Origin of the sequence: Dickeya parazeae Ech586 (genome assembly GCF_000025065.1) — a bacterium.
In the GTDB taxonomy this organism is placed as follows: Bacteria; Pseudomonadota; Gammaproteobacteria; order Enterobacterales; family Enterobacteriaceae; genus Dickeya; species Dickeya zeae.
The window spans coordinates 880,448-904,607 of sequence record NC_013592.1; the positions used below are offsets into that span (position 1 = coordinate 880,448).

A 24,160-nucleotide genomic window follows, 5' to 3' on the forward strand; every position below is an offset into this window, starting at 1 on the left:
AAAGAAGATGAACTTTGCTTTAACCGAAGAGCAAGAACTCTTGCTTGCCAGTATTCGGGAATTAATTACCAATAATTTCCCGGAAGAATATTTCAGAACATGCGATCAGACCGGGACTTATCCCAAAGAGTTCATGAAAGCGTTGTCTGACAACGGTATTTCCTTGTTGGGTGTGCCAGAAGAATATAACGGCATTCCCGCCGACTATGTCACCCAGATGCTGGCGCTGATGGAAGTGGCGAAATGCGGTGCGCCGGCGTTTCTTATCACCAACGGGCAATGCATTCACAGTATGCGTCGTTTTGGTTCGGCGGAGCAGTTGCGTAAAACGGCTGAGAGCACGCTGGCGACCGGCGACCCGGCTTACGCGCTGGCGCTGACCGAACCCGGTGCCGGTTCAGACAACAGCAGTGCCAGCACGTCTTATACGCGCAAGAACGGCAAAGTGTATCTGAACGGTCAGAAAACCTTTATCACCGGGGCGAAAGAATACCCCTACATGCTGGTACTGGCGCGCGATCCGGAACCGAAGGATCCGAAAAAAGCCTTCAGCCTGTGGTGGGTGGAATCGAACAAGCCGGGTATTAAGATTAACCCGCTGCATAAAATCGGCTGGCATATGCTGAGCACCTGCGAAGTCTATCTGGACAATGTCGAGGTGGATGAAAGCGATATGGTCGGTGAAGAAGGCATGGGTTTCCTGAACGTAATGTACAACTTCGAAATGGAACGCCTGATTAACGCCGCCCGTAGCACTGGCTTTGCCGAGTGCGCGTTCGAGGATGCCGCCCGCTATGCTAATCAGCGCATCGCGTTCGGCAAGCCTATCGGTCATAACCAGATGATCCAGGAAAAACTGGCGCTGATGGCGATCAAAATCGAAAACATGCGCAATATGGTGATGAAGGTGGCCTGGCAGGCGGATATGCACCAGTCACTGCGTACCAGTGCTGCGCTGTGTAAGTTGTACTGTGCGCGTACCGCTCTGGAAGTCATTGATGATGCAATCCAGATCATGGGCGGCCTTGGCTATACCGACGATGCGCGCGTTTCCCGCTTCTGGCGCGATGTGCGTTGCGAACGTATCGGCGGCGGCACTGACGAAATCATGATTTATATTGCTGGTCGTCAGATCCTGAAAGATTACCAGGACAAGTAATAATCCTCAGTGCGGTTCACCCGTTATGGGTGAACCGTCATGTAGACGGATGTTGGCCACGTCAATATTACTCTGTTGAGTCATGCATTTTTATACGCGGGTTATTCTCCCCGGTCACTGCTTCATCATGTTTCCGGGGATGCTATTTAGTTACTGACGCATGGGCAATATATTATATTGAAAATAATATATTGTATTGAAGAGAATGTCTTGTATTGAAGGGGATGAGGCACTTTTATCAATAAATATGCCCAAACATAATTATGTCAGGGCATGGTCAATGTGGCATTAAATCAGTATCTCCTCGCTACCGTCAAACTGGGGCATGTATTCCAATCTGTTAAGGTCATTTTTAAACTGTTTTCGATAGTCTGACGGTGAGCAGCCTACATGTCGAATAAATAGTTTTGTGAAATGATCAACGTTATCGTACCCGACTTTAAGTGATATTTCATTCAGGCAGAGGTCGGTGTTGGTTAATGAAAACTTTGCTTCGGTAATTCGGCGTTTAATGACGTAATTGATCGGGGATATTCGATATTCTTTGGTGAATTCGTGGCAAACATAGCTGACGCTGGCGCGGAATTTTTTAGCCAACTGTTCCAGCGTGATCTTTTCCCGATAATGGTTGTTGAGATAAAAAAGAATATCTTTTACCAGAACGTCTTTTTTCATATATCCCAGTTCGGACCGGCTGGCATTTTTGAAATTTTCATAATAAAGAACAGTCAAGGCGTAACTGAATGCATCATAAACCAGCGACGACGCATGATTGTTCTGGCGTGGCAACAGCAGGCTGATTTCCTGGAGGATGCTTTTGATAACGGCTTTATTCTTGACCATGGAGACGACAGGGCATGAGTGCGGCTGCATGAGTCGGCCTTCTTCCAGTCCATTGATTTTAAATCCGTAAACAGCACAGGTACAGGTGGTGGCGGGGGATGCGACGTCTGATGCCACCGTATGCAGGCTGCCGCGTTCTATCACGATGATGTCGCCGGCATGAGCAACGTAACTGGAGGAATCTATCGTGAGATTGACGACACCTTTTTTGACATATATCAGTTCGGTTTCCGTTTCATGGACATGATGACCCGATTCCCAGTTGGGATCGTCGCTAATAACATAGCGGGAGAGTTTGGGCGTCAATCCGTTTTCAAAAATGGTATCCATTTTATTATCAAATCTGTACTGATACATAATGACCTCCCCGGTTAGCCGTAAGGTGCAAATCAATGACTGGATGGTTCAATCGAGTAAGTAAAGACAGTATATAACACGAAATAACTGAGCCCCCAAACAAGATTGTTTGTATGTCATGCAAGATTGTGCGCTGGTGCAAATAATGGATAACTCTGCTTTTCATTAATAAAATCTATAGAATTATGCATAAAAACTATGGAATGGATGGTGAGGAGAGTACAGCGCGGAGATACGGCATTCATAATACAATGTGATGTTTATTTTGAATTAAAAATATCAGGGAAAAATAGAATGTATAGAAGTAAATATGATGGCAGTCACAGCGTGTTATCGAGGTTTTACCTCTTGTGGCGATTGTGACATAACACGATGTTTGCTTTATCCCCTCCAGAGTAGAGATAAACAGAAAACAATTAATTAACACTGGATTGATGTTAACGTTTTTTTCTGCAAGATAGTTGGTAACTAAAACATATTATCATGTCGTATTTTATCTGCTGCGGCAGCAATATATCAGCATCAATATAGCAGTCAGTATATTCGTTTTAGCTAAATGATTTTTCCTGTGCCTGGCTGTATTCCCCCTATGACGTTGGGGGCCGTGGTGTTTATAGAGAGTCTTAACCGGAGAAAAACATGAGTCAATCAAGCGTCTCTCCATTTTTCTTATTGCCGGCGACCGGCATCTGTCTGAATTGTTCCGTCTGCCCATTGGCTTGTCGTCATTCAGGTACGGACGCCTTCACCGCCAACCCAAATACTCGTGATTGACGATAGGAGATACCATGAAAATTATAACCTGCTTCAAGCTGGTACCCGAAGAGCAAGACATTGTGGTTACCGCAGAGAGGACACTCAATTTCGATCGTGCTGACGCCAAAATCAGCCAGTTTGATCTCAATGCTATTGAAGCGGCAACCCAACTGGTGGATGACGACGGCCAGGTCGCAGCGCTCTGCGTGGGCGGCAGATATCTGGACAACTCCAAGGTGCGCAAGGACGTGCTGTCGCGCGGCCCACATGAGCTTTTCCTGGTTCAGGACGCGCAGTTGGAAAATGCGCTGCCGAAGGACACTGCACAGGCGATTGCTGCCGCTGCTGGCAAAATCGGCTTCGACCTGATGCTGTTTGGTGAAGGCTCCGGCGATCTGTACGCCCAGCAGGTGGGGCTGCTGGCCGGGGAACGGCTACAGGTACCGACCATCAACGCGGTCAGCCGCATCCAACTGGAAGGTAACCGCGTTATCGTTGAGCGCACGCTGGAGGAAGACGTCGAAGTGCTGGAATTGACGCTGCCAGCGGTGCTGTGCGTAACGTCCGATATCAATGTGCCTCGCATCCCCTCCATGAAAGCCATTCTCGGCGCCGGGAAAAAACCGGTTACGCAGTGGAAAGCTGGTGATATCGAGTGGACGCCGGGTGCCCCCTTTACTGAGCTGGCCGCGATCCATGTACCGCCTCAGGCTGAACGCAAACATATCATCATTGAAAGCGATTCGCCGGAAGCCGTGGCTGAACTGGCTGAACATCTGAAGAAAGTGCTGAACTAACCCGGGACGGAGAAAAATCACCATGAGTAAATTAGCCAATGTATGGGTGTTCAGCGACAACACCGATCGTTATGCCGACTTGATGGCTGGCGCACGTCAATGGGGCGAACGCGTCGACGCGTTGGTCCAGCATGACGGCATCGTACCTGCGGTTAAACCGTTGGGTGCAGATGCGCTCTACGTGCTGGGCATGAATGCGGAAAATCAACGTATTGAAAATTATGCTGAAACGCTGGCTTCCATCGTGGAAAAACCGGCGGATAGCACCCGCACCGCGTCGCTGATCCTGTTGTCTTCCACCAAACGCGGCAAAGCGTTGGCCGCACGCCTCGGCATTCTGCTCAATGCCGCCGTGGTCAACGACGTTACCACTCTGAGCGTAAGCGATGACGGCGTGTTTGCTGAACACCGCATGTACGGTGGTCTGGCCTTTGGCCGTGAGAAGATCAACACCGCGATCGCCATCGTCACACTGGCACCCGGTGCGGTAGAACCTGCCGCCATCAATCCGGCACACGACTGCCCGGTCTATCAGGCCAGCTACGTTGCCCCGCGTCAGGAAATTCTGTGCAAGGAACGTCGTGCCAAATCCCTGAGTAGTGTCGACCTGAGTAAAGCTAAGCGTGTCATCGGCGTTGGCCGTGGTCTGGCGTCTCAGGACGATCTGCTCATGGTGCAAGGCCTGGCCGCGGCGATCGGTGCGGAAGTCGGTTGTTCCCGTCCGATTGCTGAAGGCGAACACTGGATGGAACGTGAACGCTACATCGGCGTTTCCGGCGTGCTGTTGAAGTCCGATCTCTATTTGATGCTGGGCATTTCTGGCCAGATCCAACATATGGTGGGCGGTAATGGTGCGAAAACCATTGTCGCCATCAACAAAGATAAGAATGCGCCGGTTTTCAAATACGCCGACTACGGTCTGGTTGGGGACATCTACAAAGTCATCCCCACCTTGATTGAGCGGTTGACTCGTTAATGACGTATATCCCGCCACGTTGGGTGGCGGGATTAGGGAGCCGAAGCAATGTCGGAAGAAAAATTTGATGCCATCGTGGTCGGTGCCGGCGTGGCCGGTTGTGTGGCTGGATATGTGATGGCGAAAGCCGGGCTGGACGTGCTGGTAGTTGAGCGCGGCAACACAGCGGGCAGCAAGAATATGACCGGCGGGCGCCTTTACGCACACAGCCTGGAAAAAATCATACCGGGCTTCGCACAGCAAGCGCCTGTCGAGCGCAAGGTGACTCGGGAAAAGATCTCTTTTCTCACCGAAGACAGCGCCGTCACGATGGATTACCACAGCGAGCAGCCGGATATTGCGTCGAAGGCTTCCTACACCGTCTTGCGCAATCTGTTTGACCCCTGGCTGATGGAAAAAGCGGAAGAAGCGGGCGCACAGTTTATTCCCGGCGTGCGTGTCGATTCACTGGTACGCGAGGGCAATCGGGTGGTCGGCGTACAGGCGGGTGATGACGTACTGGAGGCCAACATCGTGATTCTGGCCGAAGGTGTCAATTCGCTGCTGGGCCGCTCTATCGGCATGGTGCAGTCGTCATCACCGCATCATTATGCTGTCGGCGTTAAAGAGCTGATCGCACTGCCTTCCTCGGTGATCGAAGACCGTTTTAATCTGGCTGCCGGTGAAGGGGCCGCCTGGCTATTCGCTGGCATGCCGTCAAACGGCCTGATGGGTGGCGGCTTTCTTTACACCAACCGGGATACGATTTCATTGGGGCTGGTTTGCGGTCTTGGCGATATCGAGCACGCCACCAAGAGCGTGCCGCAGATGCTGGAAGACTTTAAGCAGCACCCGACTATTCGCCCGCTGATTCAGGGCGGCACGTTACAGGAGTATTCCGCCCACGTCGTACCGGAAGGCGGGCTGGAGATGGTACCGACATTGGTGAGCGATGGCGTGATGATCGTCGGCGATGCGGCGGGGCTGTGCCTCAATCTGGGCTTTACCGTACGGGGGATGGATCTGGCCATTGCTTCGGCAGAAGCTGCCGCGCTGACCGCCATCGACGCGAAGAGTACGCAAGATTTTTCTGCCAATGGGCTGGCGGGATACCAGAAGAAACTGGAACAGAGCTTTGTACTGCAAGACATGCAGCGTTATCGCAAACTGCCAGCGATGATGGAAAACCCGCGCATGTTTACCCAGTACCCGCAGATGGTCGCCGGCATCATGAGCGACATGTTTATTATCGATGGCAGCCCCAGTCAATCCATGCGATCGAAGATCATGGGTCGCGCTAAAAAGGTAGGGCTGATGAATCTGTTAAAAGATGGCATCAAGGGAGCGACTGCGCTATGAGCAACGAAAATAGCGTCAATGTTGACGTCAAACTGGGCATCAACAAGTTCCATGTGGACGAAGGGAATCCGCATATCGTGCTGATGGATAAACCGGCGCAAGAGCAGTTTAACAAATTGGTGAAAGCCTGCCCGGCGGGGCTCTACAAACAAGATAGCGAAGGCAATATCCACTTTGATTACGCTGGCTGCCTGGAGTGTGGTACCTGCCGGATTCTGTGCGGCGATACGATCCTGGAAAAATGGGAATATCCCCAGGGGACGTTCGGCATCGAGTTTCGCTTTGGTTGAGTGACGCGGCCTGCCGGGGTTATCAGCTCCGGCGGTGGGTACGGGCATACGCCGACAGCGATGTTCCCGCCTGTTGAGACGGTTCAATGTGTCGGCTATTGATGATGAACGACACGGTATCGTGCGAGCGTTCTGCTGTGTATAACAGAGACAACACAATGACGGTCACAATAAAATTTAACGCCGAACGCCGAGCGTTTTATCGGCGGATGGGTTACTGGGGGGATGCGTCGCTTGGTGATTACTGGCATCAGGCGGCGAAGGCCGCGTCTGACAAGGTCGCGGTAATCGACAATCAGGGAACCGCCTATACCTACGCCGAACTGGACAGTGCTGCCGGGAGTCTGGCGTCCTATCTGCTGGCGTGCGGTATTAAGCCGGGCGATCGGGTGGCGTTTCAACTTCCCGGTTGGAGCGAATTCACGCTGATTTATCTGGCCTGCCTGAAGGTCGGCGCGGTATCGGTCCCGCTGCTGCCTGCCTATCGTGAAACCGAGTTGATCTGGACTCTCAACAAAAGCCAGGCGCGGGTGTTGTTCGTGCCGACCCGGTTCAAAAACAGTAGTCCGCTGGATCGGGTGATCCCCTTGCGTGCGCAGCTTCCGCACCTGCAACATCTGGTAGCGGTAGACAAGCTGGCGCCCGCGACCTCGACGCCTGCGCTTAGCCAACTGCTGCAGGACTACCCACCGCTGGCGCAACCGGTCTGCGTAAACGGTGACGAGCTGGCCGCCGTATTGTTCACCTCTGGTACCGAAGGGGTGCCCAAAGGGGTGATGCTGACCCACAACAATATTCTCGCCAGCGAACGTGCTTACGCCGCTACTCTTAATTTGAACTGGCTGGACACCATCCTGATGCCAGCGCCGCTGGCGCATGCCACCGGTTTTCTGCACGGCGTCACCTTGCCATTTCTGATCGGGGGGCGCAGCGTGCTGTTGGACATTTTCAACCCGGTGCACTGCCTCACGCTGCTGGAGCGGGAGCGCTGCACCTGCGTGCTGGGCGCAACGCCGTTTGTCTATGACCTGCTGTGCACCGTACAACAGCACCCTTATGATCTCTCGTCGCTGCGTTTTTTCCTGTGTGGCGGCACCACCATACCAAAAAAAATCACCCGCGACTGCCTGCAGGCCGGCATCAAGCTGCTGAGCGTTTATGGCGCGACAGAAAGCTCGCCTCATGCCGTGGTTAAGCTGGACGATCCGCTGTCCCGCGTCGTCAACACTGACGGTACCGCCGTCGCTGGCGTGGAAATCCGGGTCGTTAACAAGTACCGACAGACGCTGCCTTACGGTGAAGAAGGCGAGGAAGCCTCCCGCGGACCGCAGGTGTTTATGGGCTACCTGGACGAGCCGGATCTGACGGCGCGCGCGCTGGATGAAGACGGTTGGTATTACAGCGGCGATCTATGCCGAATGGATGAAGCCGGGTACATCAAGATCACCGGACGCAAGAAAGACATCATCGTGCGCGGCGGCGAGAACATCAGTAGTCGGGAAGTGGAGGAAATACTGCTGCAACACCCGCGTGTACGTGATGCGGGCGTGGTTGCCATGCCGGATGAGCGGCTGGGTGAACGTACCTGTGCCTATGTGGTATTGAAAGAAAATTACCACACGCTGACGCTGGAAGAGGTGATCGCTTTCTTTTGCCGCAAACGTGTCGCCAAGTATAAATACCCCGAGCATCTGGTGGTGATTGACCGCCTGCCCCGCACTGCGTCAGGGAAAATCAGGAAATATCTGTTACGACAGGACATCATCCAACGTTTGGGGCTGGCGGCGTTGCAAGCCGGTGCCGCGGAGCCCGCGATTTCAGGTACCACCCTGCACGTATAACGCTGCCCTTTACGTGTATGCCTATCTACATTATTTGAATGCCTAACCCGGGGAACGCCTTCGGGTTAGGTTTTTACGTCACGCCAATTCTGCGTTATTTTATTATCGAGTTTTACGAGAATAAGCCTGCTCGGTGTTCAACTGACGATAGTGTATTAACCTGAAATTTGTCGGCTGGATTTGTTGCGCATCAGCTTTTGACGGTCAATTAACGTATTGGTTTGTGGGTCATAATAGCGACTTGGCCAGATCTCTTCTGGACCAACACCTAATGCCCTGGCGATCAACAGTTCCCCTTTCGGCCACGGGCGGTATAAGGCATTTGACAGGGTAGCTGAAGATAATCCAGCCTGGCGTGAGACAGCTGATAAAGATGTCCCTTTTTTCCTCAGCGCAGCGATGATATCTGCTGGGTGCCAGTCACTTTTCCTTATGCGCATGGAGTTCTCTCTACTATTTTTAACCGATTATTCTGAATTGATAAAACTTAAGAGGATTATCACGTATCAGTGGAAAACATGATTTTCCATAAATATTACAGTGCTATTAATTTCTACTTTTATTATTTAACGAAAGTGGTTTCTGTTATTTATTATTAATATTTTTATTTTAAATAAAAAACATCAGTATATAATAATTTCTGTAAATAATTGGTGAGCTATCTTTACGTGTTTCCCTGGTGTGGCAATAATTGCGAGCAGTCAAAAAAATTATTATTGTGGATTTTCTATAGAGTAGCTTGATGAAGCTGATTTTGAACGGGTAAAAAATACCCTTGATTTTTTCGGCGAGTTTTGATTGTGACTGACCACTACACCATAAATACAAGTGACGTTAAGGAGTATAGAGTGAAATTACATGTAACCGATAAACCTGATGACAAGGAACAGGAGTATGTTATCGAGAGTTTGTGGAGACATAATGAAGATTATGAGCATGTAGATATTCGCCCGCTTTTTTTGCATTTCACCAATAACGAGGGGGAGATTATCGCTGGGTTGGTAGCCAGAACCTGGTGGGGGGGGCTGGAAGTTCAGTATCTCTGGGTGAGTGCTGAATATCGCAAGACAGGGTTAGGCAGTCAACTCATGCGACGGGCAGAAGAAGAGGCTCTGGCGCGTGGATGCCATATGGCTTATGTTGATACCTTCAATTTTCAGGCTAAAGGGTTCTATGAAAAATTAGGGTATAAGGAGTATGGCTCACAACCGGATTATGCACATAAATATACCCGGCATTACCTGGCGAAGCATATCGCCTGATATCAGACCGACTGATAAGGAATAGGGATAACAGGATGAATTTGTCGTTATCAGTGACAAACGATTATATTGGTAATCTTATCACCCTGTTGGAGGGGCTAAACGAGCCTTGGGGGATAAAAGATTTGGCATCGCGTCATATTTACATGAATCGTGCCGCCCGCCTTTATACGGTAACGCCTGAAAAATTCGACATTGCGGGTCGGTTAGATGAGGAGTTTCCTGCCAGTTGGGCTGAGTTATCTGACGACTTTATCGAGCATGATAAGCGAACAGAAAACAGTGAGCAACGCGTCTCGGTTATCGAAACCGATTACTGGTATGGTCGAAATGAACTCACGCCGTTCGTCAGTGAAAAAATCCCCATTTTTGACAGCGATAAAAAATGTATTGGTGTGATATGGAATGCCAAACCATTCAGTACATTATCGCCGTTAATTTATATCGATCAAAAAAAACCATCGGTATTAAAGACGACGATTAATATTGATTTGTTTACTAAAGCAGAGCTTGATGTGATTTTTCTGATGTTACGTCGATTTTCCAGTAAAGAGATTGCCAGGAAATTTAACGTTTCTCATAAAACTATCGAAAATAGAATTTATAACATGTATCAGAAAGTCGGCGTTCACTCACTGAATCAATTCGAAGAGTATTGCCGGGATTGCGGCCTGGAGAGTTTTATACCTCATTCGCTGATCGCGAAAGGTATTTTATTTATTTAAGCAAGGATAGAGGTAATGGAAAATATTGATGACTACCCGGTAAGCCGGGTTCCACTGTCTGTTCGACTGCCGTTTTTCAATGTGGCGTTGGTGCATATAGGGATGCTGACCGCACTGGATCAGTTTATGTTGGGGGCGGTGCTGGGGCATTCGATGACACTCAGTGATGCGTTTCTGGCGATAGCCATCGGCAGTGGGATATTTGGCGTTGTTACGTTAGGGTTGGGTTACGCGGGCATGAAGGAAGGGTTGTCCGGTAGTTTGCTGGCGCGCTGGTGTGGGTTTGGCCGCATCGGGGCGGTATTCATCGGTGCCATTATCGCCGTCAGTCTGTTGGGGTGGTTTGGCGTACAAAATGCGGTGTTTGCTAAATCACTGAATTTTGCACTGGGTGACCGACTGGGATTCGGCTGGTCGGCAGCGCTTTCTGGTTGTGCGCTGACGCTGCTGGTCACGTTTGGTTTTAGCGCGCTGCGTTACACCGCCAGAGTTGCAGTGCCGCTGTTTATCATGGTCGTCGGTTATATTTCGTTTATGACGCTCACCGGCCACAATATTACCGAACTGCTGCAAAAAGGTGTATCTGGTGAGGCCATCTCCGTGAGCGCCGGGGCGACTATGGTGGTCGGTGGTTGCATCGTGGCGAGCCTGATTACCCCCGACATGACGCGTTACTCCCGTCGTGGGCGGCATGTGTTCTGGATTACCATGCTGTCTATTATTATCGGCGAGTTTGTTGTTAACGGACTGGCAATACTGATTGCCCGAGCGCTGAATACCGCTGACATTGTGACTATCATGTCGCAAACTGCAGGCGGCATCGGGCTGATTACCGTCATTTTCTCCACGTTGCGCATCAACGACATCAATTTGTATTCCTCGTCGCTGGGGATTGCGAATGCGGTTGAGGGCATCACTGGCAGAAAGCTGAGCTATAAAGCCATTACGTTACTGATAGGTTTTATCGGTACCTTCCTGTCGGTGATCGGTATTCTGGACCGGTTTGTGGATTTCCTGACCTTGCTGGGGGTGTTCTTCCCTCCGGTGATTGGCGTCATGCTGGTGGATTACTATATTTTGCGTACCAGCCGGGCCGTGCTGGACGAAAGCCGCCAACGCGGTGAGTTACCGGATGCCGCCAGTACGCCACCCATTGGCTGGGCGGCGATGATTGCCAGTCTGGCGGGGAGCGCCGTTGGGCTGTTCACCGAATGGGGTGTTCCGGCCCTAAACTCGCTGCTGGCAGCCAGCGTCGTGTATTGGGCTATCAAGGTGGTTGCTCCGGCACCGAAACCCATTTACGCCGAGTAATCGCTAGTCTGTGATGATCATCCTTGCAAAACAGTCACCTGCGATTTCTACCTTTATTGGTAAGGTTATCCTGTTATCGTCAACATCGTTTGATATGATGTGAATCCGATTGGGGCGTGCAGGTCGCGCCTCGTATTTTTTTGACGCAGCATTGAGATAGCCGCCCGGCATAGTCTTGTCGGCGTAATAGTCTTGTCGGCGTAAAAGAAACTGCACCGAGTGAGGAAGCAATAGATGACACAAATTCAAAGCGGTATTTTGCTGGAGCATCGCCGTTTTGCCATCTTCATGGAAGCTATGGTACAGGGCGAATTTGATGCCATCCGCCAGGGTTGCAAGAAGTTTTGTCAGGCGCTGGCCGACTTACAACAGCGCTTCCCTGACGCGGGGCTCGGCGCGGTGATCGCTTTTGGCTACGATGTCTGGCGTGAGCTGGATTGTGATAACAGCGCACAGGAGTTAAAACCCTTCACGCCGTTGGGTAACGGGCTGGCCCCCGCGACCCAGCGCGATATGCTGATTCACATCCAGTCGCTGCGTCATGACGTCAATTTTTCACTGGCGCAGGCGGTGCTGGCCGCGTTCGGTAACACCATCAACATCGAAGAAGAAACCCACGGTTTCCGTTGGGTTGAAGACCGTGATCTGAGCGGTTTTGTTGATGGTACCGAGAACCCGCAAGGCGATACGCGTCGCGATGTCGCCATTGTTCCGGACGGTCAGGCAGGTGAGGGCGGCAGCTATGTGTTTGTTCAGCGCTGGGAACACAACCTGCGCCAGTTGAACCGCATGAGCGTCGAACAGCAGGAACAGATGATCGGTCGCACGAAGCAAGACAATGAAGAACTGTCGTCTGACGCACGGCCAGTCACCTCACACCTGAGCCGTGTTGATCTGAAAGAAGACGGCAAGGGGTTGAAAATTCTGCGCCAGAGCCTGCCCTACGGTACCGCCAGCGGTAAACACGGCTTGTATTTCGCGGCGTACTGCGCCCGTCTTCACAATATTGAACAGCAACTGTTGAGCATGTTCGGCGACCGTGACGGCAAACGTGACGAGATGCTGCGCTTTACCCGCGCGGTCAGCGGTAGCTACTTCTTCGCGCCTTCTCTTGATCGTTTGCTATCGCTATAACAGAATCCGGTTTTGCTACGAGTGACAAACAGGCACTGCATCGCGGTGCCTGTTTTTTTGACGGCGCCTGGCGTCGTGCGGAGAGAGAACGTGAGTACGCTTGAACACTGCGTCGGCAATACGCCGTTGATCAAATTACAACGTCTGGCGGCGCATACCGGCAGCGAAATCTGGTTGAAGCTGGAGGGCAATAACCCGGCCGGGTCGGTAAAAGACCGGGCGGCGCTGTCGATGATTCAGCAGGCGGAACGTCGGGGCGAGATAACGCCTGGCGACATGCTGATTGAGGCGACCAGTGGTAATACCGGGATTGCGTTGGCGATGGTGGCGGCGATGAAAGGTTACCGACTGCGGTTGCTGATGCCGGAAAACATGAGTCGGGAACGTCAGGATGCGATGCGCGCCTACGGCGCGGAGCTACTGTTGGTCAGCCGTGATCAGGGGATGGAGGGGGCACGAGACCTGGCCCGGCAAATGGCAAAGGCTGGCGAGGGAACGTTGCTTGATCAGTTCAACAATCCGGATAATCCGCTGGCGCATTTCACCACCACCGGCCCGGAAATCTGGCAGCAAACGCAAGGACGACTCACCCATTTCGTGTCCTGCATGGGGACCACCGGGACCATCACCGGCGTGAGCCGTTACCTGAAAAGCCAGAGCGATGTGGTCTGTACCGTGGGCCTGCAACCACAAGACGGCAGCCAGATTCCGGGGATCCGCCGTTGGTCGCCGGACTACATGCCGGGCATCTTTCAGCCACAGTTAGTTGACCGAATTATGGATATGTCGCAGCAGGAGGCGGAAAGCACCATGCAGCAACTGGCGCGGGTGGAAGGCGTCTTCTGCGGCGTCAGCTCCGGCGGGGCGGTGGCAGGGGCGCTGCGTATCGCCGCCGAACACCCCGGCAGTCTGGTGGTGACCGTGGTGTGCGATCGCGGCGATCGCTATTTATCGACCGGTGTGTTTGGCTGACGTGCTACTCGCGCTCCAGCGCGTGGATCGGTTGCAGCCGTGCCGCCCGTCTGGCCGGGAAGAAGCCAAAAATCACGCCAATCAGGCTGGAACATAGAAACGCCGCCACCATGGCGGTGGCTGAATAAACGAAAGTCACACCGCTGACGTGACTGGCGATTGCACCAGCCAGTACCGATAGCAGCATACCCAACACGCCGCCGCACAGGCATACCAGCACTGCTTCGATTAGAAATTGCTGCATAATATCGCCGGTGCGTGCGCCGACTGCCATGCGCACACCGATCTCCCGCGTGCGCTCGGTGACAGACACCAGCATGATATTCATGACGCCAATGCCGCCCACAATCAGTGAGATCAGCGCGATAGCCGATACCAGTAACGTCATGGTGGCGGTCGTCTGCTGAATCGTCTGGCGAATGGTATCGGTATTCATGACGAAGAAGTCTTTGCTGCCGTGTTGACGCGTCAGGGTTTGGGTGATGCCTTGCTGTGCCACACTCAGATCAATGTTGTCTTTGACCCGAACGGTAATGCTGCGCAGGTATGACTGACCGACCATACGGCGCATGACGGTAGTATAAGGCACCCAGATGTTCAGGTTTTCATCGCTGCCGAAGCCGGACTGTTTGCGGGTGGCGACACCAATAATGCGACATGGCAACTGGTCGAGAAAAATCACTTGTCCCAGTGGGTTCTCGCCATGAGGGAACAGTGTGTCGCGGGTATTCTGGTCGATAACCGCCTCTTGCGTCAGGCGCTCGACGCTGAGCGGTGAAAACCCGCTCCCTTGTGACAGGGTATAGCCGCGTACCGTGAAAAATTGCTCGCCTACGCCATTAACGCTGACCGAGACGGCGTTATTGGCATAACGCAACGTGGCTGAGGTCGAAACCGTGGGGGTAACGCTGTGAATATAAGGCTGTTGCTCCAGTGGTGATAGATCGTGACTGCGTAGCGTTTGGATGGCGGCAGAGCGCATGTCGCCAAAATCTTTGCCGGGAAAAATCTCCAGCGTGCTGGTCCCCATCGCGTTAATGTGTGCCAGTACCTGTTGTTGCGACCCTTTGCCGAGTGCGACCACAGAAACGACTGAGGCAATGCCGATGATGATCCCCAGCATCGTCAGGAAAGTACGCATCCGCTGTGCGTTCATGGCGCGTAACGCCATTCTGAACGCATTCTGTAACCGATCATACTCTCGGGTCAGCATTCTGCGGGTCAGTGTTCTGCCCGGTTGCGGGGTTGGGATGGCAGTCGGACTGACCCGTGCTCCTGCGGCGGCGGTGTGGTGGTCGGCCACGATTTCGCCGTCGTGAATCTCGATGATGCGCTCGGCCTGTTGGGCGATGCGTTTGTCGTGCGTCACCAGCACGATAGTATGACCTTGCTGGTGTAGCTCGCGCAGGATGGATAAGACGTCTTCGCCGCTGGCGCTGTCGAGCGCGCCGGTGGGTTCATCAGCCAAAATCACCTGACCGCCGTTGATAAGCGCCCGGGCGATACTGACGCGTTGTTGCTGACCGCCGGACAGTTGGTTGGGCGTGTCCTGCAAACGCCCGGCCAGACCCAGTCTTGCCAGCAGGGCGGCGGCGCGCGCCCGGCGTTCGTGGTGGGGTTGACCGGCATAGACTGCTGGCATTTCTATATTGTCGCCGACGTTTAAATCATTTAACAGGTGATAACGTTGAAAGATGAACCCAAAGTGCTCGCGGCGTAATGCGGCAAGCTGGTCGTCATTTCGCGTCAGGGTCGATACTCCCGCGACCTGATAGTCCCCTTGGGTGGGTTTATCCAGACACCCGAGGATATTCATCAACGTGGATTTTCCAGACCCGGAGGCGCCGACGATCGCCACCATTTCACCGGCGTTAATCGTCAGGTTGATATTTTTCAGCACATCGACGCCGAGTTCACCGTGGGTAAAGCGGCGGTGAACCTGACGGAGTACCAGCAGAGGTGTGCTCATGGCTTAAAACCCCATCGGTGGCGGCGGTGACGAGCTACGGTTACTGTCGCTGGTTATCTGCTGGCTTATCACGACCTCTTCACCAGGCTGTACGCCGGACAACAACTGGATATAAGCGTTGTCGCTGATGCCGGGCGTCACTTCGCGTAATTGCGGCGGGCTTTGCGGTCGAACAACCTGAACAAACCATTTCCCCTGGCGATTTTGCAACGCACTGATCGGCACCACTGTGGCGTGTTTCGCTTCGGACAAGAGAATGTAGACTTGTGCGGTCATGGAAATACGCAAGGTTTCATCCGGGTTGGCGACATCGAATAACCCGTTGTAGTAGATAGCGGAACTGGAGGAACTGCTGCTGGTGCTACTGCTGCTGGTTCGGCTACTGCTGGTCGTGCTGCTGTCGCTGCTGATGGATTCCGGCGCGGGCTCAATCGCGCGTAGCACCGCCTGATAACGCTGATGCGGATTGCCGAGAATCGTGAACCAGACCGGCATACCGGTTTTGACGTTGATAACGTCAGCTTCTGATATTTTGGCCTCGATAGTCATGGTGTCGAGGCTGGCTATTTTGGCGATGGTCGGCGCGCTTTGCACCGCGTTAACGGTCTGCCCTTGCTCGACCGGCAGCGCCACTACCGTGCCCGCTATCGGCGAGACGATCTTGGTGTAAGCCAGATTAACCTGTGCGGTATTCACGGCGATATTCGCCCGCACAATTTGCGCCTCCAGCGCGTGGATATCTGCCAGGGTTGCTTCGAGCGTTGTTTGGGCGCTGTCGTAATCGGCCTGCACCCCAACGCCGGTTTGCATCAGGCGTTGCTGGCGTTGCCAGTTACGTTGGTTGTTACGTAGCGTAGCCAGTTTGGAGGCCAACTGCGCCTGAATATTATCCAGCGCCGCTTTGCTGTCTTGCAGGGTATTTTGTTGCGTCAGATCGTCGATTTCTGCCAGGAGCTGGCCCTGTTTTACCTTATTGCCCAGCGCAACGTGCAAGGCTTTAATCTGCCCGGAAACCTGCGCGCCGACGCTGACCAGCTTGCGGGCATTCACTGTACCGTCGGCCAGAACCGTTTGTTGCAGGTCACGAGTATCCACCGCGGCCGTAATATAATTTCGCCCGGGCGCAGGTCGGGAAAGAAGTATGGCGGCGAAGACAGCGATGGCGACAGGCAACAATAGCAGCCACCAGACCCGGCGACCGGTACCAAGAGGAGATTTCATCAAAACGAACGCATCCTTGACTGAATAAATTGCCGATACAACGAACGTGGGCAGTACACGTGGTGTATCACTGACGAGTGAAATCAGGGCTGGGTATAATTTACCTGTCCTTCGGCTTTACAGGCGTTATGTTTTGAACGGCAAAAGGTAAGGATTCCGTAAATACTGCTGCGCAGATTGCGACCAGCCCTGACAATAAGGGCGGTAACAATGCATGGGAAGAACGTATGAAAATTTTACTGGTAGACGATGACGCTGAACTGGGGAACATGTTGTGTGAATACCTCACGGCGGAGGGATTTAGTACTTCACAGGTCATGACCGGCAAGGAAGGGATCGACGGCGCCATGTCCAGTCAGTATACCGCGATGATTTTGGACATCATGTTGCCTGACATGAGCGGGATTGACGTGCTGCGGCAAGTACGTCGGAATCACGCGATTCCCATCATTATGCTGACGGCCAAAGGCGACAATATCGATCGCGTCATTGGGCTGGAAATGGGGGCGGATGATTATGTGCCGAAACCCTGTTATCCACGGGAGCTGGTAGCGCGTTTGCGCGCGGTGCTACGTCGTTATGAAGATAAGTCGGAAAAAAGTGAAGACGCCGGGACAGTCAGCTATGGCGACCTGGTGGTGTGCCCGTCTACGCGCAGTAGCGAGTGGCGTGGCAAGGCGTTTGATCTCACCGCGTCGGAATTCAATCTGCTGGAACTGCTGATGCGCTCGTCGAGCCGGGTCGTGACCAAAGATGAACTGTCGGAGAAATGTCTGGGGCGTCGCCGGGAGGCCTATGACCGCAGCGTGGATGTCCACATCAGTAATATTCGTCAGAAACTGGCCGCGTTGGATGAGTGTAACCTGACCATCGAGACCGTGCGCAGCGTTGGCTATCGGATCCGTTAATGATACATGGAAGGCTGTTCTGGAAGATTCTGCTGGGGCTGTGGCTGACGTTCTTCGTCATTTCACAGCTACTGTGGGTGGGGTTCTCATTTTACGGTGAGCGCCCCGAGCCGCCGGAAATGCGTCAGGTCAAATACACCGCGTCGTTTCAAATGGCACTGGCGGTACAGGCGTTACGTCAGGGGGGAATGGCAGAGCTCGGGCACACGCTGGCCGACTGGCCGAAGAACGAGCGTGTTTATATCAATGTGTCGGTGGTCGGTGATAACGACACGGGCAATCTCGAACCCTTGCCGGGCACGGGAATGCCGGATGAGCCGCCTCACCCCGGCAGAGAGGGCTTCGGGCATCCGCCAGAGCCAGGAAGGTTCTCCGACCGAGCGGATCGCGCGTTGCAGCAGGCTGTGGACGGCCCTGACGGGCAGCGTTATCGGGTGAGTTTTGATATTGCGCGCTGGCGGCACGATGTGATGCCGAAGGAGCCCCCGGCGTCGCTACCGTTTTTCCTGCATTTGCCGCCGCCGATGATCTGGATTGGCGCGCTGGGCGGATTGCTGTTTAGCGCGATGTTGGCATGGAATCTGGCACGCCCGCTTGGGCGGTTGCGGGCGAGTTTCGAACAGGTGGCGCAAGGCGACCTGTCGGTACGGCTTTATCCGTCGATGCGGCGTCGTCATGATGAGATTGGCGATGTGGCCCGGGATTTTGACGCGATGGTCAGCCGTTTGTCGATACTGGTGAGCGCGCGCGAGCAACTGCTGCACGACGTTTCCCATGAGTTGCGATCGCCGCTGGCCCGGCTACAACTGGCGATAGGGCTGGCGCGCCAGAACCCTGACAACGTGGAAAACGCCTTACAGCGTATTGAGCGTGAAGCCGAACGCATGGATAAGATGATCGGCGAGGTGTTGACGCTCTCACGCGCTGAGAACCATATGGCTAATAGTCATGCCGTCAACAGTGACGAGTATTTTGACCTGCTCGGGTTAGTGAACGCGGTGGTCAACGATGCCCGCTATGAAGCGCAGGTACCAGGGGTCGATATTGCGTTAAGCCCCGGCGATTACGACGATTATACCGTTAAAGGATCGGCGGAATTGATGCGGCATGCATTGGACAACATCATCCGTAATGCACTGCGCTTCTCTTCACGCGGCCAACAGGTGTTGGTGACCTTGTCCCGGGATGAGAAAGAGTGGTGCATCGGCGTGGCCGATAGCGGCCCAGGTGTAGATGCGAGCAAACTCTCCAGCATTTTTGATCCGTTTATGCGTATTGATTCGCCGCAGTCGGGCAAAGGGTACGGGCTGGGGCTGGCGATAGCCCGCAAGGCGGTGGTGGCGCATGGCGGCCGGATTGAGGCGGAGAATCGTCAGCAGGGCGGATTACAGATCCATATTTGCATTCCACGCTGGCAGTAGCCTGGCTTACTGAACCCTGTAACGAATTGACGCCAAAACAGCCGCTGCCCTGTGGCGATTTGGCGTCCTGAATCGTTTGTCGGCGGTGAGACTCACCACTCACCGCGTGATTAATTACCATGAAATTGGGGGGGACGGCCTTCGGCTTGTGCAGCCATGCCTTCGATAAAATCCTTGGTGCGATAAAGCGCGCTGTACTGTGTGCCGAGTTGGGCGAAGGCGATGGCCTCACTGGAATCAATAGCCAGATGCGCCGATGCCAGCGTGGTTTGTACGCCGATTGGGCCGCATGCCGCGATTTTGTTGGCGATAGCTATGGCCTTGTCTAGCGTTGCCTGAGGCGTCTCGGCGATCTCTTGTAATATTCCCATGCGATAGGCATCCTCCGCCCCCCAATGTTCCCCTGTCAGCATGAATCGCATGGCATTGCCCCAGCCGGCTTCGCGTACGAATCGAACGGTGGAGCCGCCTCCAGGAAAACGTCCGTGGGAGTTTTCATCCTGACCAAACCTTGTATTGGCTGCCGCAACCCGGATGTCTGCTGACAAGAAGAGCTCGTGGGCCATATTCCATGTGTCGCCGTGCACGGCAGCGATGAGCGGTTTGGCGCGCCGGGTCGGGCCGTAATTAAGTGGACTGATGACGTGAGCCAGGCCCGCCAGAATATTTCCGTTGTTATTGACGGTTGCTTTGTAGGCATCCACATCAATACCCCGGGAAAAATTGTCCCCGTGACCGAATAAGATCGCTACCCGCAGAGAAGAATCATGATCGTAGTCGTATATGGCTCTTGCCAGTGCCTGAAATGTTGCAGGATCGATACGGTTTTGGACAGCAGGGCGATTGAGCCCCAATAACACGACTTGCCCCCGGCGTTCGATCGATAATTTGGTGTTTGGCTCAGCTGGAACCTCAGCAAGGGTTGTTGGTTGCGTTGCTGTTTCTGTTGCGGGGGATGGAGTCTGCTCCGCACCAAGTGCAGATGCCGCCATTGCCATTGTCGGTACGGCGGCGGCGAGGGTAGCTGTTGCCTTAATCAATGTACGGCGCGTTAAATCAAGTTTTTCTTCCACTTATTACGCTCCAGTTTGGGTTGCCTGCCGTGTCCGGTGAATATCATAAGACGGTCGACGCGTCGTTGACGCTTACAGATAAACCCGAATATTAAAAAGCCCTGGTGTATGGCAAATAATCACCAGGCAGTCCTGAGACTGTTGCTGGTGGGGGAATGACGTTGGTTGTCTTGTGCGACAGCAAGTGCCAACAACTCTGTCTGGGGCATTGCCGTGATCACGGTGAGATGGGATCACTTTATGACGTCAACCCGCTGAAGCATCAGTACACATAGTAAATCTTATAATAAGAGTTACTGGTCGCGCAAGCACCTGCCAGAATATTGGATCTGCGGTGATCACTCCTGGAATGGCCTGGGATCGCCGATTAGCTCCGGCTAAAAAGGTTTTGCTGTTGATAGGGGGATTTCTATAATTAAGGGTTTATGCAAGGTGCCGGATTGGGGATAGGGCTTATGCGTTCGAAAGGTTTTGATGGAATGGTGTGTTCAATTGCTGGCGTTATGGCCGCAATTGGCGATCGTTGGGGGCTGTTAATCCTGCGTGATCTTATCTTTGGCATCAGCCGATATGACGAGCTACGTCAATCATCCGGCGTCACCAATGCGACACTGAGCGATCGCCTCAAGCACCTCGAGGCCCATGGTCTGGTTGAGCGGCGGCGCTATCAAGTCAATCCTGAACGATTTGAATACCTTCTAACGCCGCATGGTTGGCAACTTGCGCCGATCATGGTGATGCTCTCTCAGATTGGGGATCGCTTAGGTCTATCCGGCGCATCAGCGCCGCCGTTAAAATTTGTGAATCGAAAAACCGGTGCCGATGTGCGCTGGAGCTTCATCGATCAGAACACCGGTGAGCTGCTGAGCAGTGAGGATATTGCCTTTGAAGAAGGGCCTGGTGCGGATGATTTGGTACGCTGGCGACTTTCTCACACCCATCGCCGTTATGAAGGTGATACCACGACGCTCCTGGGGGACGACTCAGTCTCTGAGCCTAAGACTAAATGAGCAAGATACAGCTATAAAGGAAGCCGCAAAAAAAGCTGCAAAAAAAAGCCGCAACATTTATCTGTTGCGGCGTTCCTAAAGGATTCATGCGTTATGCATTGCACCTACAGGCGCATGAGGTTCAGTTATTTCTTGATGCGAATAACCGGGGTTTCCCCCACAACCACGGTGCCGCTCAGCTTAGTCAGTTCTTTAATCTCATCCATGTTAGAGATAACAACTGGCGTCAGAGTGGACTTGGCTTTCTCTTCCAGCAACGGCAGATCAAACTCGATCACCACGTCACCTTTTTTGACACGCTGTCCTTCTTCGGCGATGCGCTTAAAGCCTTCACCTTTCAGTTCAACGGTATCAATACCGAAGTGAACGAACAGTTCGATACCCGTGTCTGATTCAATAGAAAAAGCATGGTTGGTTTCGAAGATTTTACCGATGGTGCCATCTACCGGCGCAACCATCTTGTTACCGCTAGGTTTGATAGCGATACCATCGCCGACGATCTTCTCGGCGAAGACAACATCAGGCACGTCTTCGATATTGACGATTTCACCGGATAACGGGGCAATGATTTCGATGCTGCCGGTTTCTTTCTTGTCATCAGAAACCAGAGATTTCAGTTTATCGAACAAACCCATGATTTTCTCCTAAGCATTAATATTGGGTCAGCACAGCGGTATCAGCAAAGCGTCTTTTCTTTAATGAACCGGCTTACCAGACTGCTTAACTCTTCTGCTGTCGGCTGGGCTAATGCCTGCTCCGCCAGCGCTTTCGCATCTTCGTAGTTGGCATTGCGAATAATTTTCTTGATGCGAGGAATCGAGATGGCACTCATGCTGAACTCATCCAGACCCATTCCCAGCAGCAGTAGTGTAGCACGTTCGTCACCTGCTAGTTCACCGCACATGCCAGTCCACTTGCCTTCGGCATGGGAAGCGTCGATTACCTGCTTGATCAGGGTCAACACGGCCGGAGACATTGGGTTATAGAGATGAGAAATCAGCTCGTTCCCACGATCTACCGCCAGAGTATACTGGGTTAAGTCATTTGTCCCAATACTAAAGAAGTCAACTTCCTTCGCCAGATGATGGGCGATGGCCGCTGCGGCCGGGGTTTCCACCATCACGCCGACTTCAATGGTTTCATCAAATACTTTGTTTTCGGCACGTAACTGGCTTTTGAGCATCTCCAGTTCGGCTTTCAGGGTACGCACTTCTTCTACCGAAATGATCATCGGGAACATGATGCGCAATTTACCAAATGCGGAGGCACGCAGAATGGCGCGCAACTGCGCATGCAGGATTTCCTTGCGATCAAGACAGATACGAATCGCACGCCAGCCGAGGAACGGGTTCTCTTCTTTCGGCAAATTCATGTACGGCAGGTCTTTGTCGCCGCCGATATCCATGGTACGCACGATCACTGCCTGAGCCCCCATCGCTTCTGCGACGGCTTTGTACGCCTGGAACTGCTCTTCTTCGGTTGGCAGGGCATCGCGGTCCATAAACAGGAATTCGGTGCGATACAGGCCCACGCCTTCGGCGCCGTTACGTTCAGCACCCGCGATGTCGCGCACAGTACCGATGTTAGCGCACACTTCAACCTCATGACCGTCCAGCGTAATGGCTGGCAGATCTTTGAGTTTAGCGAGCTCGTATTTTTCGGTGTTGTACTGCTCCTGAACGGCTTTGAGCTGGTCAATGGTGGCCTGATCAGGATTCAGGTAAATCTTGTTGTTTACCCCGTCAAGAATAACGAAATCGCCATTCTTGATTTTCTGGGTAGCGTCGGTAGTCCCTACGATAGCAGGCAGTTCCAGCGAACGCGCCATGATGGAGGTGTGAGAGGTGCGACCGCCGATATCGGTAATGAAACCCAGCACTTTGTTCAGGTTCAACTGTGCGGTTTCAGACGGGGTCAGATCTTTGGCGATCAGGATAACTTCGTCCTGAATATCACCCAGATCAACGATATGCATGCCCAGGATGTTTTTCAGCAGGCGCTTGCCGATATCGCGCATGTCTGCAGCGCGCTCTTTCAGGTATTCGTCATCGAGTTCTTCCAGCGCTTTCGCCTGGGTTTCGATAACGGAAAACGCCGCCGCGTCCGCAGACGCATGCTCGTCTTTAATCAGGGAAGTGATTTCCTGCTCGAACTCTTCATCTTCCAGCAGCATGATATGCCCTTCGAAGATGGCTTCTTTCTCTGGCCCCAGCGTCTCGGCGGCTTTTTGCTTGATTGCCTCCAACTGCTGTGACGCTTTGGCGCGACCAGTCAGGAAGAGTTCGATTTCCTTCTCGACCTGGTCTGCGGAGATTTTTTTCCGGTTGATGACAATCTCATCATCTTTCAGTAGCAGCGCCTTACCAAAAGCGATACCCGGTGATACTAATATGCCTGAAATCATAACCCTACCTTACTTGATCCTGATGTTCACTAAAGAGAGCGGGCTGTTTACTCAAGCTCAGCCATCAGTTTAACCAGATGTTCAACGGCTTGCTGTTCGTCTTCGCCTTCAGCTGAAATCGTAACGACAGTACCTTGCGTCAGACCCAGGGTCTGCAACTTGAACAGGCTTTTCGCGCTGGCGCTTTTGCCGTTAGAGGTGACGTTGATTTCAGAGGTAAAACCTTTAGCTTCTTTCACAAACTGTGCGGCAGGACGAGTGTGCAGGCCATTCGGTGCGGTAATCGTTACTTCTTGCTTGAACATTCTGTTTTCCCCAACTTGTTGGATTAGGTTCATGTTGTGGAACTAAAGTTTAGTGTATCTACTGAACTTTAGCCTGTTTGGTTGCCCT

At 52.9% G+C, this 24,160-nt stretch carries 22 protein-coding genes; 14 read left to right on the forward strand and 8 right to left on the reverse strand.

Annotation, left to right across the window (positions count from 1 at the left end):
- The first annotated feature begins 7 nt into the window (after positions 1-7).
- Positions 8-1,159 carry an acyl-CoA dehydrogenase gene (locus tag DD586_RS04000; RefSeq protein WP_012883528.1) on the forward strand — a complete coding sequence of 384 codons (1,152 nt, stop codon included), beginning with the start codon at positions 8-10 and terminating at the stop codon, positions 1,157-1,159.
- Between the two features lie 288 nt (positions 1,160-1,447).
- Here DD586_RS04000 and DD586_RS04005 read toward each other — a convergent pair whose 3' ends face one another.
- Entirely contained in the window at positions 1,448-2,359 is a 912-nt protein-coding gene (locus tag DD586_RS04005; RefSeq protein ID WP_012883529.1) for an AraC family transcriptional regulator, read from the reverse strand.
- 788 nt (positions 2,360-3,147) lie between these two features.
- Between DD586_RS04005 and DD586_RS04010 the strand changes: the two genes are divergently transcribed.
- The 5 genes from DD586_RS04010 (at position 3,148) to fadK (ending at position 8,357) form a co-directional block, all read left to right on the forward strand.
- Positions 3,148-3,912, forward strand: a complete 765-nt coding sequence (locus tag DD586_RS04010) for an electron transfer flavoprotein (RefSeq protein WP_012883530.1) — start codon at positions 3,148-3,150, stop codon at positions 3,910-3,912.
- Positions 3,913-3,934: 22 nt separating this feature from the next.
- On the forward strand, positions 3,935-4,888 hold the full coding sequence (locus tag DD586_RS04015; protein WP_012883531.1) for an electron transfer flavoprotein subunit alpha: 954 nt from the start codon (positions 3,935-3,937) through the stop codon (positions 4,886-4,888).
- A gap of 48 nt (positions 4,889-4,936) precedes the next feature.
- The gene (locus DD586_RS04020; RefSeq protein WP_012883532.1) at positions 4,937-6,226 is read left to right on the forward strand and encodes an FAD-dependent oxidoreductase; all 1,290 of its coding nucleotides are present in this window, start codon (positions 4,937-4,939) and stop codon (positions 6,224-6,226) included.
- Positions 6,223-6,516 (forward strand): 4Fe-4S dicluster domain-containing protein, encoded by a 294-nt coding sequence (locus tag DD586_RS04025; RefSeq protein WP_012883533.1) that lies wholly within the window; start codon positions 6,223-6,225, stop codon positions 6,514-6,516. The genes DD586_RS04020 and DD586_RS04025 overlap by 4 nt, the downstream gene beginning before the upstream one ends.
- 158 nt (positions 6,517-6,674) lie before the next feature.
- Positions 6,675-8,357: a medium-chain fatty-acid--CoA ligase gene (gene fadK / locus DD586_RS04030; RefSeq protein ID WP_041164283.1), complete on the forward strand. Its 1,683-nt coding sequence runs from the start codon at positions 6,675-6,677 to the stop codon at positions 8,355-8,357.
- Between the two features lie 155 nt (positions 8,358-8,512).
- Here fadK and DD586_RS21205 read toward each other — a convergent pair whose 3' ends face one another.
- Positions 8,513-8,797 (reverse strand): helix-turn-helix domain-containing protein, encoded by a 285-nt coding sequence (locus tag DD586_RS21205; protein WP_012883535.1) that lies wholly within the window; start codon positions 8,795-8,797, stop codon positions 8,513-8,515.
- A 408-nt stretch (positions 8,798-9,205) separates the two neighbouring features.
- Here DD586_RS21205 and DD586_RS04035 point away from each other — a divergent pair, with 408 nt between their 5' ends.
- From DD586_RS04035 to cysM, 5 genes are all read left to right on the forward strand, one after another.
- On the forward strand, positions 9,206-9,619 hold the full coding sequence (locus DD586_RS04035) for a GNAT family N-acetyltransferase (protein ID WP_012883536.1): 414 nt from the start codon (positions 9,206-9,208) through the stop codon (positions 9,617-9,619).
- Between the two features lie 35 nt (positions 9,620-9,654).
- A complete protein-coding gene (locus tag DD586_RS04040; RefSeq protein ID WP_012883537.1) occupies positions 9,655-10,344 on the forward strand; it encodes a helix-turn-helix transcriptional regulator in 690 nt (229 codons plus the stop codon).
- 15 nt (positions 10,345-10,359) lie between these two features.
- Positions 10,360-11,655: a cytosine permease gene (locus DD586_RS04045; RefSeq protein WP_012883538.1), complete on the forward strand. Its 1,296-nt coding sequence runs from the start codon at positions 10,360-10,362 to the stop codon at positions 11,653-11,655.
- 234 nt (positions 11,656-11,889) lie between these two features.
- Positions 11,890-12,789, forward strand: a complete 900-nt coding sequence (locus DD586_RS04050) for a Dyp-type peroxidase (protein WP_012883539.1) — start codon at positions 11,890-11,892, stop codon at positions 12,787-12,789.
- Positions 12,790-12,879: 90 nt separating this feature from the next.
- Positions 12,880-13,761, forward strand: coding sequence for a cysteine synthase CysM (cysM, locus tag DD586_RS04055; RefSeq protein ID WP_012883540.1), 882 nt, complete (start codon positions 12,880-12,882; stop codon positions 13,759-13,761).
- A gap of 4 nt (positions 13,762-13,765) precedes the next feature.
- On the opposite strand, the gene DD586_RS04060 is transcribed toward cysM, so the two are convergent.
- Both DD586_RS04060 and DD586_RS04065 read right to left on the reverse strand, forming a co-directional pair.
- Positions 13,766-15,730, reverse strand: coding sequence for a MacB family efflux pump subunit (locus DD586_RS04060; protein WP_012883541.1), 1,965 nt, complete (start codon positions 15,728-15,730; stop codon positions 13,766-13,768).
- Between the two features lie 3 nt (positions 15,731-15,733).
- Positions 15,734-16,951 carry an efflux RND transporter periplasmic adaptor subunit gene (locus tag DD586_RS04065; RefSeq protein ID WP_012883542.1) on the reverse strand — a complete coding sequence of 406 codons (1,218 nt, stop codon included), beginning with the start codon at positions 16,949-16,951 and terminating at the stop codon, positions 15,734-15,736.
- Positions 16,952-17,178: 227 nt separating this feature from the next.
- Between DD586_RS04065 and DD586_RS04070 the strand changes: the two genes are divergently transcribed.
- Positions 17,179-17,859 carry a response regulator transcription factor gene (locus DD586_RS04070; RefSeq protein ID WP_012883543.1) on the forward strand — a complete coding sequence of 227 codons (681 nt, stop codon included), beginning with the start codon at positions 17,179-17,181 and terminating at the stop codon, positions 17,857-17,859.
- Entirely contained in the window at positions 17,859-19,280 is a 1,422-nt protein-coding gene (locus DD586_RS04075; RefSeq protein WP_012883544.1) for an ATP-binding protein, read from the forward strand. Before DD586_RS04070 ends, DD586_RS04075 begins: the two co-directional genes overlap by 1 nt.
- Before the next feature lie 110 nt (positions 19,281-19,390).
- On the opposite strand, the gene DD586_RS04080 is transcribed toward DD586_RS04075, so the two are convergent.
- On the reverse strand, positions 19,391-20,353 hold the full coding sequence (locus tag DD586_RS04080; protein ID WP_012883545.1) for an enoyl-CoA hydratase-related protein: 963 nt from the start codon (positions 20,351-20,353) through the stop codon (positions 19,391-19,393).
- 455 nt (positions 20,354-20,808) lie between these two features.
- On the opposite strand from DD586_RS04080, the gene DD586_RS04085 reads away from it, so the two are divergent.
- The gene (locus DD586_RS04085) at positions 20,809-21,363 is read left to right on the forward strand and encodes a winged helix-turn-helix transcriptional regulator (RefSeq protein WP_012883546.1); all 555 of its coding nucleotides are present in this window, start codon (positions 20,809-20,811) and stop codon (positions 21,361-21,363) included.
- A gap of 125 nt (positions 21,364-21,488) precedes the next feature.
- Here the strand turns inward: DD586_RS04085 and crr are convergent, their stop codons facing one another.
- From crr to ptsH, 3 genes are read right to left on the reverse strand one after another with little or no spacing between them, the layout of a single operon-like run.
- Positions 21,489-21,998 carry a PTS glucose transporter subunit IIA gene (crr, locus tag DD586_RS04090; protein ID WP_012883547.1) on the reverse strand — a complete coding sequence of 170 codons (510 nt, stop codon included), beginning with the start codon at positions 21,996-21,998 and terminating at the stop codon, positions 21,489-21,491.
- Positions 21,999-22,039: 41 nt separating this feature from the next.
- Positions 22,040-23,767 carry a phosphoenolpyruvate-protein phosphotransferase PtsI gene (gene ptsI / locus DD586_RS04095; protein ID WP_012883548.1) on the reverse strand — a complete coding sequence of 576 codons (1,728 nt, stop codon included), beginning with the start codon at positions 23,765-23,767 and terminating at the stop codon, positions 22,040-22,042.
- A 47-nt stretch (positions 23,768-23,814) separates the two neighbouring features.
- Positions 23,815-24,072 carry a phosphocarrier protein Hpr gene (gene ptsH / locus DD586_RS04100; protein ID WP_012883549.1) on the reverse strand — a complete coding sequence of 86 codons (258 nt, stop codon included), beginning with the start codon at positions 24,070-24,072 and terminating at the stop codon, positions 23,815-23,817.
- Between the last annotated feature and the right edge of the window lie 88 nt (positions 24,073-24,160).